Origin of the sequence: Streptomyces bohaiensis, from assembly GCF_012033785.1 — a bacterium.
Taxonomy (GTDB): Bacteria; Actinomycetota; Actinomycetes; order Streptomycetales; family Streptomycetaceae; genus Streptomyces; species Streptomyces bohaiensis.
On the sequence record NZ_JAAVJC010000134.1, the window covers coordinates 1 to 12,934 of the forward strand.

13 protein-coding genes are annotated in these 12,934 nt (G+C 74.8%); 2 read left to right on the forward strand and 11 right to left on the reverse strand.

The genetic code is table 11. The annotated features are described in order from the left end of the window. Positions 1–83: 83 nt before the first annotated feature. A complete protein-coding gene (locus HCN52_RS15225; RefSeq protein ID WP_168088988.1) occupies positions 84–911 on the reverse strand; it encodes an aldo/keto reductase in 828 nt (275 codons plus the stop codon). 187 nt (positions 912–1,098) lie between these two features. On the opposite strand from HCN52_RS15225, the gene HCN52_RS15230 reads away from it, so the two are divergent. Together HCN52_RS15230 and HCN52_RS15235 are read left to right on the forward strand one after the other, a co-directional pair. Further along, the gene (locus tag HCN52_RS15230) at positions 1,099–1,629 is read left to right on the forward strand and encodes a flavoprotein (protein WP_168088989.1); all 531 of its coding nucleotides are present in this window, start codon (positions 1,099–1,101) and stop codon (positions 1,627–1,629) included. A 299-nt stretch (positions 1,630–1,928) separates the two neighbouring features. Next, positions 1,929–2,921: a bile acid:sodium symporter family protein gene (locus tag HCN52_RS15235; RefSeq protein ID WP_168088990.1), complete on the forward strand. Its 993-nt coding sequence runs from the start codon at positions 1,929–1,931 to the stop codon at positions 2,919–2,921. On the opposite strand, the gene fdhD is transcribed toward HCN52_RS15235, so the two are convergent. From fdhD to HCN52_RS15285, 10 genes are all read right to left on the reverse strand, one after another. Continuing rightward, positions 2,891–3,739, reverse strand: coding sequence for a formate dehydrogenase accessory sulfurtransferase FdhD (gene fdhD / locus HCN52_RS15240; RefSeq protein WP_168088991.1), 849 nt, complete (start codon positions 3,737–3,739; stop codon positions 2,891–2,893). The two genes, HCN52_RS15235 and fdhD, sit on opposite strands and share 31 nt — an antisense overlap. Before the next feature lie 171 nt (positions 3,740–3,910). Beyond that, entirely contained in the window at positions 3,911–4,822 is a 912-nt protein-coding gene (locus HCN52_RS15245; RefSeq protein WP_168088992.1) for an NADP-dependent oxidoreductase, read from the reverse strand. A 158-nt stretch (positions 4,823–4,980) separates the two neighbouring features. After that, complete coding sequence (locus HCN52_RS15250; RefSeq protein WP_168088993.1) at positions 4,981–6,177, reverse strand: MAB_1171c family putative transporter; 1,197 nt, start codon at positions 6,175–6,177, stop codon at positions 4,981–4,983. After that, complete coding sequence (locus HCN52_RS15255; protein WP_312876712.1) at positions 6,174–6,707, reverse strand: ParH-like protein; 534 nt, start codon at positions 6,705–6,707, stop codon at positions 6,174–6,176. The genes HCN52_RS15250 and HCN52_RS15255 overlap by 4 nt, the downstream gene beginning before the upstream one ends. Before the next feature lie 137 nt (positions 6,708–6,844). Continuing rightward, positions 6,845–7,282, reverse strand: a complete 438-nt coding sequence (locus HCN52_RS15260; RefSeq protein WP_168088994.1) for an XRE family transcriptional regulator — start codon at positions 7,280–7,282, stop codon at positions 6,845–6,847. A gap of 229 nt (positions 7,283–7,511) precedes the next feature. Then, a complete protein-coding gene (locus tag HCN52_RS15265) occupies positions 7,512–8,903 on the reverse strand; it encodes an alkaline phosphatase family protein (RefSeq protein WP_209314575.1) in 1,392 nt (463 codons plus the stop codon). 66 nt (positions 8,904–8,969) lie between these two features. Continuing rightward, the gene (gene eboE / locus HCN52_RS15270; RefSeq protein WP_168088995.1) at positions 8,970–10,139 is read right to left on the reverse strand and encodes a metabolite traffic protein EboE; all 1,170 of its coding nucleotides are present in this window, start codon (positions 10,137–10,139) and stop codon (positions 8,970–8,972) included. Positions 10,140–10,143: 4 nt separating this feature from the next. Next, positions 10,144–11,022, reverse strand: a complete 879-nt coding sequence (locus HCN52_RS15275; protein ID WP_168088996.1) for a TatD family hydrolase — start codon at positions 11,020–11,022, stop codon at positions 10,144–10,146. Between the two features lie 113 nt (positions 11,023–11,135). Next, entirely contained in the window at positions 11,136–11,810 is a 675-nt protein-coding gene (locus tag HCN52_RS15280; protein ID WP_209314576.1) for an EboA domain-containing protein, read from the reverse strand. Continuing rightward, positions 11,807–12,688 (reverse strand): sugar phosphate isomerase/epimerase family protein, encoded by an 882-nt coding sequence (locus tag HCN52_RS15285; protein WP_168088997.1) that lies wholly within the window; start codon positions 12,686–12,688, stop codon positions 11,807–11,809. The genes HCN52_RS15280 and HCN52_RS15285 overlap by 4 nt, the downstream gene beginning before the upstream one ends. Positions 12,689–12,934: the final 246 nt, after the last annotated feature.

Here is a 12,934-nt window from a genome sequence, read left to right on the forward strand (position 1 = left end):
GCCGCCTCCCGGCGGCGGCGCGGACGCGGGGAGGCGGCGGTGCGGACGCGGGGAGGCGGCGGTGCGGACGCGGGGCCGCGGGCTCAGCCGACCTGGTCGGGGTGGCTGCCCAGCCGGGTGTCGGTGTCGAGCTCGGCCAGCGCCTCCAGGTCGGCGTCGTCGAGCTCGAAGCCGAAGACGTCGATGTTCTCCTGGATGCGGCTCGGGGTGACCGACTTCGGGATCACGATGTTGCCGAGCTGGAGGTGCCAGCGCAGCACCACCTGGGCGGCGGTCGCGCCGTGCTTGGCGGCGATCCGGGCCAGCTCCTCGTCGTCGAGCAGTCCCTTGCCCTGGCCCAGCGGCGACCACGCCTCGGTGTGGATGTCGTGCGCGGCGTGGAAGGCGCGCTGCTCGGCCTGCGGGAAGTTCGGGTGCAGCTCGATCTGGTTGAGGACCGGGACGATCTCCGTCTCCTCCATCAGCCGCCGCAGGTGGGCGGTGGTGAAGTTGGAGACGCCGATCGCCTTGGCGCGACCGTCGGCGTAGATCTTCTCCAGAGCCTTGTAGGACTCGACGTAGAGGTCCTTGGACGGCACCGGCCAGTGGATCAGGTAGAGGTCGACGTAGTCGAGCCCCAGCTTCTCCAGCGAGGTGTCGAACGCTCGGAGGGTCGAGTCGTGGCCCTGGTCGCCGTTCCACAGCTTGGTGGTGACGAACAGCTCCTCGCGGGGCAGGTCGGAGGCGGCCAGCGCGCGGCCGGTGCCCTCCTCGTTGCCGTAGACGGCCGCGGTGTCGATGCTGCGGTAGCCGGCGCGCAGCGCGTGGCCGACCGCCTCGGTCGCCTGGTCGTCGGGGACCTGCCACACGCCGAAGCCGAGCTGGGGCATGGCGACGCCGTTGTTCAGGGTCACGAAGGGAACAGTGCTCACGGGGAAGCGGTCCTTACTCTCCGGGGGTGGTCATCCCATCATCAACGATGGTTTCCGGCCGCTCATTCCCGGTACCGGCGCCGATACCCCCGCCCGCCGGTCGCGGTCGTGGCGTTCAGCCCTCCGGGGCGTCCCCAGGGCAGGCACGTCCGCCGTGCTCCCACCGCGGGACCCATACGCTGGCCGCATGCGAACTCTGCACCTCCTCGGCTGCGCGGCGCCCCCGGTCCAGCACCTGGCGGACGCCGTCCGGCAGGCACACGCGCTCGGCTGGCAGGTGTGCGTGGGAGTCACCCCGACCGCCGCCGAGTGGCTGGGTGCCGACGAGCTCGCCGGACTGGAGAAGTCGACCGGCCACCCCGTGCGGACCCGGCCCCGGCCGGTCGGCCCGGCGCAGCACCCCTGGCCGGAGGCGGACGCCGTGATCGTGGCCCCCGCCACCATGAACACCGTCAACGCGCTGGCGCTCGGCCTGACCCCGCATCAGGTGGCCGGCACTGCGATGCGCGCGGTCGGCGGTCCCACGCCGCTGGTGGTGCTGCCCTGCATCAACACCGACTTCGCCGCGCATCCCCAGTGGTCGCGGTCGGTCGACGCCCTGCGCGGCTCGGGCGCCCGGGTCCTGGTCGGCGAGGGCGGCTGGGTGCCGAACCCGCCCGGGCAGTCGCCCCCGCCCGAGCTGTTCCCGTGGCACCTCGCCCTCGGCGCGCTTCCCTGACAGCGTGTGGAGACCCCGCGCCGGCTCTCGGGGCTCGCGGCATCGGATGCTGTCAGCCGCACGGCGCGGGGCGCGCGCCGACCGGGCCGTCTGCGGGTGTCCCCGACGACGCGGCAGAGGGCCGTCGCGGCGCCCGTCGCGGGGTCTGCCACCCGCTCCGGGCGGAGCGGGCCGGGTTACGGCCCGCGCGGCGCAGCGCGGCGACCGCCGCACCACGCCCCGGGCGCGACGCTCCTGCGTGAGCTGCCCGGACACCCCCGCCCGTCGGCCGGCGCGCCGGGCGGGGGAGACTGGCCGACGTGTCACGAGCCCTCCGATTCCTCGACCCCTACCTGCTGCTGCTGGTCGCGACCATGGGTCTCGCCGCCCTGCTGCCCGCCGGCGGTGCGGCGGCGGACGCGGTGGACACGGTCTCGGTGGTGGCGATCGGTCTGCTGTTCTTCCTCTACGGCGCGCGGCTGTCCACCCGCGAGGTGGGCGACGGGGTGCGCCACTGGCGGCTGCACCTGACCATCCTGTGCTGCACCTTCGTCGTCTTCCCGCTGCTCGGGTTGGCGGCGGGGGCGCTGGCGCCATGGCTGCTGACCGAGCAGCTGGCCCTGGGCGTGCTCTTCCTCTGCCTCGTCCCCTCCACGGTGCAGTCCTCGATCGCGTTCACCTCGATCGCGCGGGGCAATGTGGCGGGAGCCATCGCGGCGGGCTCGTTCTCCAGTCTGATCGGCGTGGTGCTGACCCCGCTGCTGGCCGGTCTCCTCATCGGCGGCGGCGCGGGGATCTCGGTGGACTCGCTGCTGCGGATCGCGCTCCAGCTGCTGCTGCCGTTCGTCGTCGGGCAACTGCTGCACCGCTGGCTGGGTGCCGTGGTGGTCCGCCACCGGACCGCGCTGTCGTACTTCGAACGGAGCTCGGTGCTGATCGTGGTCTACGCCGCGTTCAGCGAGGGGGTGCGGGAGGGCGTCTTCGGGCAGATCAGCTGGCAGCGGCTGCTGGCGCTGCTCGCCGTCGTGGTGGTGCTGCTGGCGCTGATGCTGCTGATCACCCAGCAGGGATCGCGGCGTCTGGGCTTCGGGCGCGAGGACCGCATCGCGGTGGTGTTCGCGGGATCGAAGAAGTCGCTTGCGGTCGGGCTGCCGATGTCCAGCGTGCTGTTCGGCGCGGACGCCGCGGTCGCCGTGCTGCCGCTGATGCTCTTCCACCAGGTCCAGCTGATCGTCTGCGCCGTCCTGGCGCGGCGGTGGGCCGCGCAGGCCCCGCCGGAGGATCAGGAGCCCTCCGGCAGCACCACCCGCTGAGCCCCGGCGTACAGGTTCATCGAGTCCCCGCGGAGGAAGCCGACCAGGGTCACCCCCGACTCCTCGGCGAGGTCCACCGCCAGTGAGGACGGCGCGGAGACCGCTGCCAGCACCGGGACGCCGGCCATCACCGCCTTCTGGACCAGTTCGAACGAGGCGCGGCCGGAGACCATGAGCACCGTCCGGTCCAAGGGCAGCGCGCCGTCGAGCAGCGCCCGGCCCACCACCTTGTCCACGGCGTTGTGGCGGCCGACGTCCTCCCGCAGGTCCAGCAGGGTGCCGTCCTCGGCGAACAGCGCCGCGGCGTGCAGCCCGCCGGTGCGGTCGAAGACCTTCTGCCCGGCGCGCAGCCGCTCCGGCAGCAGCGACAGCAGTTCGGGGGTGAGTCGGGGGCCGTCCGAGAGGGTGCCGCGGGCGGTGGTGCGCACGGCGTCGATGCTGGTGCGGCCGCACATCCCGCAGGACGAGGAGACGTAGACATTGCGCGCCACGGACGGGGCGGGCGGCGGGACACCGTCCGCGAGGACCACGTCCACCACGTTGTAGGAGTTCTGGGAGCGTCCCCCGGCACCGTCGTCCTCGGCCCCCGCGCAGTACACCACCCGCGCCACCTCGTCGGCGGAGCGCACCACCCCCTCGCTGACCAGGAACCCGGCGGCGAGGGCGAAGTCGTCCCCCGGGGTGCGCATGGTGATCGCCAGAGCGCGGCCGCCGACCCGGATCTCCATCGGTTCCTCGCCGGCGAGGGTGTCGGAGCGCTCCGCCACCCGCCCGCCGCGGATGCGCACCACCCGGCGCCTCTCGGTGACCCGTCCCATGCCTGCCGCTCCCGTCCGTGCCGACCGCCGGCTGTCGCCCGCAGGGGCCCGCCGGACCGGCGGCCACCCGCGCACGCCGGGCCATCGTGCCACGGCCGAGGCGGTCGCCGCGTGCTGCTCGCGGCGACACCGTGGCACGGCCAGGACGCGCCGCGGCCGTGCGGGGACGCTTCAGCCGACCAGCAGCACGACCTTGCCTCGGCCGTGTCCCGACCCCACGTCGTGGTGGGCGGCGGCCGCCTCCTCCAAGGGCCAGGTGGCGCGAACGTGGATGTGGAGGGCCTCCGAGCTCCACAGGCCGACCAGCGCGCCCAGGCGCTCCGCGGAGCGCCGTCCGGCGATCCACCGGGCGCCGAGCCGTTCCCAGGCGTCGACGGAGGCGACGGTGCCGACCCTGTCCTTGTCCGCGACCAGCGCGACGGCCGCGCGCAGACCGTCCTCACTCGCGGCGTCGAGCGCGACGTCCACGCCGCCGGGCGCCACCTCCCGCACCCGGTCGACGAGGCCGTCCCCGTAGGCGACCGGCGTCGCGCCGAGACGACGCAGGTAGGCGTGGTTCTCCTCGCGTGCGGTCCCCAGCACCGTGGCCCCCGCCGCTCGGGCGAGCTGCACCGCGACGGTGCCCACTCCGCCGGCCGCGCCGTTCACCAGGAAGGTGTCGGATCTCCTGACCCCCAGATCCTCCAGCGCTGTGTGCGCCGCCTGACCCGCCCCGGACAGGCCCCCGGCGACGGCCCAGGGCATGGCGGGAGGCTTGCGGACCAGGTGGTCGGCGGGCACCACCACGTACTCGGCGTAGCACCGCTGGGTGCGGAAGCCGAGCACCTCCGTGCCGACCTCGACCCCCTCGACCCCGTCACCGACCTGGTCGACGACCCCGGCGAACTCCCCGCCGGTGATGTGAGGCCGTTCGATCGGGAAGCCGGGCGCCCGATGTCCGGAGCGCACGGCGCAGTCGATGGGCTGGACCCCGGCCGCCCGGACGCCGACCCGTACCTCGCCGGGCCCCGCCCGGGGGGTCGGGACGGAGACGGGTTCGAGTACCTCGGGGCCTCCGAAGACGGAGAACGCGACTGCTCGCACAGCACACGACCTTTCCGGTGCGGGTGCTGCCGCCGGGGTGGAGCAGCACGGACGTCCACCGTGCTACGTGAAGTGCGCTTGAGGTCAACCGTCCGGGGGCTCGCCGGGCGCCGCAACCCGCACCCGGTCCCCGTGTGTCGCGTCCCGCACGCCGCGGTTCACGCACCGGTCCGGGAGCCAGCCGGGTCCTCCCGGTGAGGACGTCCGGGCGCCCGCGTGAACGCCTGGGTGACGCGGAGCAGGTGGGTGACCTCGTCCTCCAGCGTGTCCCCGCCCGGGCGCGGCACCGGCACCCCGGCAGGACCGCCGGGCGCGAGCCCCCGCCGCCGGTTCTCCAGCGCCCGCGCGATACGGGCCGCGTCGGCCGCCGGGTCGTCGGGCCCGGGCCCGGTTCGCTCCGCCGCGGCGGTTCCGGGCCCGTCGTCGAGTGGGAAGTGGGGGCGCAGGAGCAGCAGCCCGTCGTGGATCTCGATCACCCGCCGGTACAGCGCGAACTCCGCCGTCCGCCAGCCGGGGCGGAGCCGTTCCGGTGCCGGGGCCAGCGCGATCTCCGGTGCGGCCGCGTGCAGCGCCCGCCAGAGTGGGCCGAGCGCCCGGTGACGGCGCCTGGCCCGCCAGTGGCGGCCGGGCGCGGCCAGCGGTCCGCCCCACAGGGTGACCGTCGTGCCGGCGAGCACCAGCAGCGCCGTCACCGCGCTGAGCAGGGTCGCCACCGGGTGCTCGCCCAGGGGCTGTCGCCCCGTCGCCGCGGTGGACGCGATGTCCGACAGCCCCCACCCGGTCCAGACCGTCCCGACGGCGACCGCGAGAGTGAGGATGCTCAGCCCGACCCGCACCCGGCCCGGGCCGACAGCCTCGGCACGGCGGAGCAGCGCGCGGCAGAGCAGGGCCAGACAAGCCACGCCGTAGAGCACGAACAGCGCCGTGTAGAGCACGAAGAGCGTCACGCTGCCGTCCACGACCACGGCGTCGGGGACCACCCGCACGCCGGCCGCGGCGAACAGCACGGCGGCCACCGACTGGAAGAGCAGCGCGCCGAGGTGGTGGTGCCGTGCTCGCCGCCGCGAGGACAGCCGGTCCCCGCCGCCCAGCGAGACCGCCAGCAGCGCGAGGAACGTCAGCGCGTACGCCTTCAACGCCCGGGTGGCCCAGATGACCGGCTCGGTGGCGACCGCCGGTTCGAGCAGGCGGAGCGTCGGAGGGGCGTTGACCAGCAGAGCCAGTCCGCTGCACGCGGCGAATCCGCAGATGGCCCGCTGCACCGGGTCGGTCCGGGCCCCGCTGGAGAGGGTGAGCCGGAAACCGGCGAAGGCGAGGAAGACGGCAGGGGCGAGGTAGGCGACCGCGCCGCTCACGCCGGTGCCCCGGGGGTCTCCGGCGGGGAGCCCGGTTCGAAGATCGAGCGCAGTTCTCCGGTGGGCGTCTGTCCCCGGCGACGCGCGCGTCGGGTGACCCGGGTGAGGATCAGCGAGGCGACCAGTTCGGCCTCCCGCTCCTGCGGGTCGGTGTAGACGGTGCGGCCCAGGACCCGGCGGACCAGTGTGGGGTCGAGGTGGGGCAGGAGCGTGCTCGCCGCGGCCAGGTCGGCGCCGCCCGCGGCGCGGTGCCCGCACAGCAGATGGGCCGCCTCGTGCAGCAGGATGTGCTGCCGGTGCAGCGGGGCGGTGTCCGCCGAGTACGCGATGTAGTCGGCGCGCTCGGTGGTGACGAGGAGGCCGCACGGCAGGTCGTGGCGGCCGCGCAGCGGCAGGAGTTCCACCGGTCGGCCGCGGGCGGCGCCCAGGCCCGCCACGAAGACCGCCGCGTCGAACGGGTCCGGCAGTGCCACCGCGTCGGCGATGCGCCGGCAGTGCTGCCACAGTCGCCGGGCGGCGGGGTCGGCCACCGGATCGCCTCCTTGGGGTGTCGGGCCCTGCCGGTGCGCTGCCCGGCTGGGGCCCGGACGGCCCGCCGGTGGACCGGCGTGCGGGCGCGGGGACCGTCGTCCGGGCGGGCAGTGCGGGTCAGCGCGGGCAGTGCGGGTCAGTGCGAATCCGAGCCGTTCTGGGCCGCTTCCCGGCGGGCGATGACGTCGATCATGTCGCTGATGGTCCCGACGCCCTCGGGCGAGAGGTTCACCGCCCGCAGGGCGACGCTGCGCACCCCCGCCTCCCGCAGCGCGCCGAGGAGTTCGAGCTCCTGCGCGACCTCCCGGCCCTCCTCGTCGTCGAAGAAGTAGGCCACGGGCACCTGGAAGAACCCGGCCAGGGCCTCCAGGTGGCGCTTGGTCGGGTTGTTCCGGCGGCCGGTGCGCAGCTGCCAGAGGTAGGTCGCCGAGAAGCTCTCGCCGGTCGCCTCCCGGCAGGAGCGCGCGACCTCCTCGTGACTGAACTGCTCCCGGTTCGGGCGGCAGACCACCCGGAAGAGAGCGTCGATCTTCTCCGCAAGTGTCGATGGTGCGGTGCGCTTCTCCGACTGCATTCCGCCCGTCCTCCGTCCAGACGTCCACCTCGCGCCCGCATCGTCCCACGCTTCCGGCGGGAACGTCGGACTGGTGTGTGGGAACGGGGGATCGCGCCCATGCTAACCGACCGCTTGGGCGGCCATGAACTGAGATGAACCGTCGGCGCCCGCCGCAACGCGACCGTCTCGCACGGCAGTTGTACGCCCACGGGCGGGGGCCGGAGCACCGGCCGCCGCCCGTCGCGGTTCACACCCCCAGCAACCGCAGCATCAGCTCCTTCACCTCGGTCGCCGCGTAGCGGTCCCGGGTCTGCGAGGGGTCGGAGCACAGCAGCAGGGGCCCCTCGGCGTCCGAGTCCGGCAGCCTGCCGTGGCTGCCCCGCACCCCCGAGGGGTCCAGCGGCACCACCGTCAGCGGCGCGCGCATCCCGATCTTCTTCCGCGCCACCGTCAGCGCCGCCCGCGCCTTGACCGCGCTGATCGCCGGGTCGAAGAAGAGCTCCGCCGGGTCGTAACCCGGCTTGCGGTGGATCTCCACACCTCGCGCGAAGTCCGGTGCCCGGTCGTCGTCGAGCCAGTAGTAGTACGTGAACCAGGCGTTCGGCTCGGCGACCACCACCAGTTCGCCGGAGCGCTCGTGGGCCACGCCGGCAGCCCGCTGCTGCTCCCGGTCCCACACCTCGTCCACGCCCGGCAGCGCGGCCAGCACCGACCGGACCCGCTCCACGTCCGAGGGGTCCGCCACATAGACGTGGGCCACCTGGTGGTCCGCCACCGCGAACGCGCGGGAGGTGTAGGGGTCGAGGTACTCCATGCCCCGCTGGTCGTAGACCTTCAGCAGTTTCTCGCGCCGCAGCGCACGGTTGAGGTCCACCGGTCGGTCGACGGAGGTGATGCCGTACTCGCTGAGAGCCAGCACGGTGTGGCCGCGCGAGCGCAGCTCCTCCAGCAGCGGACCGAGCGCGGCGTCCGTCTCCCGCGCGGCGCGGACCGCCTCCGGACCGTCCGGCCCGAACCGCTGGAGGTCGTAGTCGAGATGGGGGACGTAGACCAGGGTGAGGTCCGGGTCGCGCTCCTCGATCACCACCCGGGTCGCGTCGGCGACCCAGCGGGTGGAGCGGATCGACGCGGTCGGCCCCCAGTAGTGGAACAGCGGGAACTCGCCGAGGCGGTCGGTCAGGGTGTGCCGCAGCTCCGCGGGCGCGGTGTAGCAGTCGGGTTGCTTGCGGCCGTCGTAGCGGTAGACGGGGCGCGGCGTGAGCACGGTGTCCACCTCCGCCCCCATCGCCCACCACCAGCACAGGTAGGCCGAGGTCAGTCCGGGGGACCTCTCCCGCGCGGCGTGCCAGACCTTCTCACCGTGCACGAGTTTGTTGTGCTGCCGCCAGAAGTGGATCTCGCCGTGGTCGCGCCAGTACCAGCCGTTGGCGACGGCCCCGTGCCCGGACGGGGTCAGCCCGGTGGTGAACGTCGCCTGGACGGTGCTGGTGACGGCGGGGAAGACGGTGTCGAGCGGCGCGGTGAAGCCCTCCTCGCCGATGGCGCGCAGGCGGGGCATGTGGTCCAGCAGCGCGGGGGTCAGTCCGACGGTGCACAGCACCGCGAGCTTGCGGCGGCCTTTCGGCGGGGTCGATGACATGGTGCCTTCCTGCTTTCCGGTCGGTGCGGATCACGGGGCCCGGCGGGGGCCGGGAGGGTGCGCGGGTCAGCCCGGCCGCAGGCCGTGGGCCAGGAGTTCGTCGCGGCACCACGCCAGTTCTGCGGCGATGCCCTCCACCAGCCCCTCCGGGCCCTCGGGGCGGTGCTTCTCGGGCAGCACGCTCCAGGTGTAGGTCTCGACCTCGACGTGGTCCGTGACGGGGTGCTCACCGGCGAACAGCGCGCCCAGCGTGCGGGAGAGCAGCGGACGGCTGCTGCGCAGCGGCGGGTCCGGTTCGCGGTGCAGCGGCACGTGGAAGTGGACCCGCCAGGGAGCCTCGCCCGGCAGACCGTCCCGCTCGGCGAAGGCCGGGGCCAGGTCGTCGCGGCCGCGGACCTCCCCCGCGCACTCCTCCCGCACCTGGTGCAGGAAGCGCGGCTCGTCGAACGGCTCGAGCGCGGCGCGGCCGGCGGGGCCCCGCGGCTCGTCGGCGATGAGCGCGGCGGACGCCTGCGTCTTCACGATCGGCACCCCCGCGGCGACCGCGCTCGCCACCGCGGCCTCGGGCTCCTCGTGCGCGACGGCGAGGTGGCAGGCGTCCAGACAGATGCCCAGGTACCTCGGGTCGGTGTCCGCCAGGGCGGCGACCGCCTGCGGAACGGTCTCCGCCACGCAGCCCGGCTCGGGTTCCAGCCCGACGCGGATGACGCGGCCGGTCTCGCGGGCCAGTGCGTCCAGGCCCTCCGCCAGCTCGTCGAGCCGCCGCCGTGCGGCGTCCCACGCGACGGTGTCCCACGGGTCGCGCCACGCCAGCGGCAGCGTGGAGACACTGCCGCGGGTGACGTCCTGCGGCAGCAGCCCGGCCAGGACCCGCGCCATCGCCAGGGTGTAGGCGGGGCGCTCGGGACCGGTCCAGTCCGGGTGGTAGACGGCCTGCTTGACCACCGGGTCGTGGAACCCGCGGTAGGGGAACCCGTTGAGGGTGACGGTCTCCACCCCGTGGTCGGCCAGCCGCTGCCGCAGCTCGGCGAGGTCGGCGGGGGAGCGGTCCAGTCGTTCGGCGGTGGCGGCGGGCAGCCACAGCCCCAGCCCCACGGTGTCGCACCCCAGCCGCTCGCGGACGGGGCCGGCGTACCGGTCGAGCTGCTCGACGATCCCCGGGAGCGTCTCCGCGGGGTGGACGTTGGTGCAGTAGGCGAGATGGACGGGGGTGCCGTCCGGGTGGGTCAACCGCATCCCGTCACCCGCCCCCGCGCAGCAGGGAGTTGCCCGCGTAACTGCCGGGCGGCGGGCCGGGCTCCGCCTCGCCGGCGGGCGCGTCCACCCCCTCCAGCTCCAGCCGTCCGCTCTGACCGTAGAACTCCACGGGGTTGCGCCACAGCACGCGGTCGACGTCGTCGGCGTCGAACCCCGCCGCGAGCATCGCCTCGCCGGTGGCGCGGGTCAGCAGCGGGTCGCTGTGCCCCCAGTCGGCGGCGGAGTTCACCAGCATCCGCTCGGTGCCGTACTGCTGGAGGATGCGCACCATGCGGTCCGGATCCATCTTGGTGTCGGGATAGATGGAGAAGCCCATCCAGCAGCCCGCGTCGGCCGCGCTGCGCACCGTCATCTCGTTGAGGTGGTCCAGGACCACCATCCCCGGATCGATCCCGGACTCCCGGATCACGGCGATCGACCGGTCGGTGCCGCCCGCCTTGTCGCGGTGCGGGGTGTGCACCATGGCGGGCAGCTCGTGCTCGACCGCCAGCTGCAGCTGCACCGCGAACGCGTGCTCCTCCTCGGGGGTGGCGGAGTCGAACCCGATCTCCCCGACGGCCACCACGCGGTCCTTGACCAGGTAGCGCGGCAGCAGCTCCAACACCGGGACGCATCGGGGGTCGTTGGCCTCCTTCGGGTTGAGCGCGATCGTGCAGTGGTGGCTGATGCCGTACTGGGAGGCACGGAACGGCTCCCAGCCCAGCAGCCCGTCGAAGTAGTCGGCGAAGCTGTCCGGCGAGGTGCGCGGCTGCCCCAGCCAGAACGCCGGTTCCACGACGGCTGCGACGCCCGCCGCGCGCATCGCGCGGTAGTCGGCGGTGGTACGGGAGGTCATGTGGATGTGCGGGTCGAAGATGCGCATCGGTGGCCTTTCTGCTGCGGTCGGGCCCGGGGCGGACCGTCTGCGGGCGCGGCCCCCGCACGGCGGGGCGGGGGCCGGGGCGGTGGGCGCGAGGGGAGGAGGACGGCGCGGGATCAGCCGGGGGCGATGAGGGCGAGGTCCGCCGGGACGGTGCGGCCGGCGGCCCGCCGCTCCGCAGCGAGCCCTTCCGCCAGCGCCGCCAGCTCCGCGTCGCGCCGGTCGGCGAGGCCGGCGACGGCGCGCAGCGGCACCTCGATGAAGAGGCACTTGAGGACCGCCTGCCGCCAGGCGGGCTGGTCCAAGTGGCGCGCGGCGTACGGTCCGACCGCCGCCTCCACCAGCCGTGGGTCGTTGGCGCGCAGCGCGTCGCGGACCAGCTCCACCCCGGCCGGCCCGACCGGCAGGTGGGGCAGTGCCCGCAGGACGCCGCGGCGCTCGGCGGCGTCCCCCTCGCGGTAGACGCGCTCCGCCACGGCGGCGGTCTCGTCCGGGGGGAGCCGGAGCAGCAGCAGCGTGCGCACCGCGTCCTCGACCCGCCAGCCGTCCGGAGCCCCGGGGAGCAGCCCGCGGCCGTAGCGGCGTCCCGCCGCCGGGAAGCGGCGCAGCAGCGCCGCGGGATCGGCGGCCTCGGCCAGGTCGGTGGCCAGCCGCTCGGTGAGCTGCGGGTCGAGCACCCGGTGCAGGGCCTCGCGGAGCGCGGCGGTCTCCTCGGGGGGTGCGACGACGTCGCCGTGGGCCGGGTGGTGCGGGAGGTCCGGCTCCCGGCGGGGGGCGGCGGGGGTGGTCATGAGCGGGATGCCTCCGTTTCCTGGCCGGGCCCCGCCGTGCGCGCCGCTGCCTCGGCGGCGCGGAGGAACCCGATGGAGTGCCGGGCGGTGGCGGTCGCCGCGTGGCTGTGGCGCGGCAGTTCCACCGTCACCAGCCCGCCGTACCCGGTCGCGGCCAGCGCCGCCAGCAGTGGTGGGAAGTCCATCTCTCCGTCACCGAAGGGGAGATGCTCGTGGACGCCCCGGCGCATGTCCTCGATCTGGACGTGGGCCAGGTCGTGCCCGACGTCGGCGACGCACTGCTGCGGACTGCGGTCCTCCAGGCAGTGGCAGTGGCCCACGTCCAGGGTCAGCCGCAGCGCCGACGGAGAACCGAGCCCCTCCCGCAGCCGTGCCCAGTCGGCAAGGGAGGCGACGAGCATGCCCGGTTCCGGCTCGAAGGCCAGCGTGACACCGGCGGCCTCGGCGCGGGGCAGCACCTCGGCGACCCCCGAGAGCAACCGCTCCCAGGCCTCCTCGTGGGAGACCTCCGGGGGCGGCGTCCCGCTCCACAGGTGGGTCACGGTCGCGCCCAGGTCGCGGGTGACGTCGACGGCACGGCGCAGCAGGTCCAGGCGCAGCTCCCGTCCCTGCGAGGAGAGGAGCGTCGGCTGGTGCTTGTGCCAGGGGTCCAGCAGGTACCGGGCGCCGGTCTCGACCGCGACGTCGAGCCCGGTGGCGTCCAGCTCGCGTCGGACCTCCGCCACCCGCCGCGCCAGATCGGGGGCGAACGGGTCGAGATGCTGGTGGTCGAGGGTGAGGGCGACACCGTCGTAGCCGAGGTCGGAGACGACCCGCAGCGCGTCGGAGAGGCGGTGGTCGGCGAATCCGTTGGTGGAGTAGGCGAGACGAAGCGGCATGAGGAACCTTCCCGGTGGGGGGCGGGGGCGCTGCTCATGTGCGGGACCGCAGACGGCGGTCGTCCGCGCCGCGCGCCGGCGGGACGCCGGGGCGCGCGGACGCTCATAAGGCGGTGGTGACGCCTCCCGTCCGGCGGGCGACCGACGCGGGCCCGGGGGTCACGTCGGCGACACCCTGCGCGAGAGCCGCCGGGCGAGCGGCAGCGCGGCTGCCAGCGGAAGCGCCGCGCGCACCGCACCCGCGCG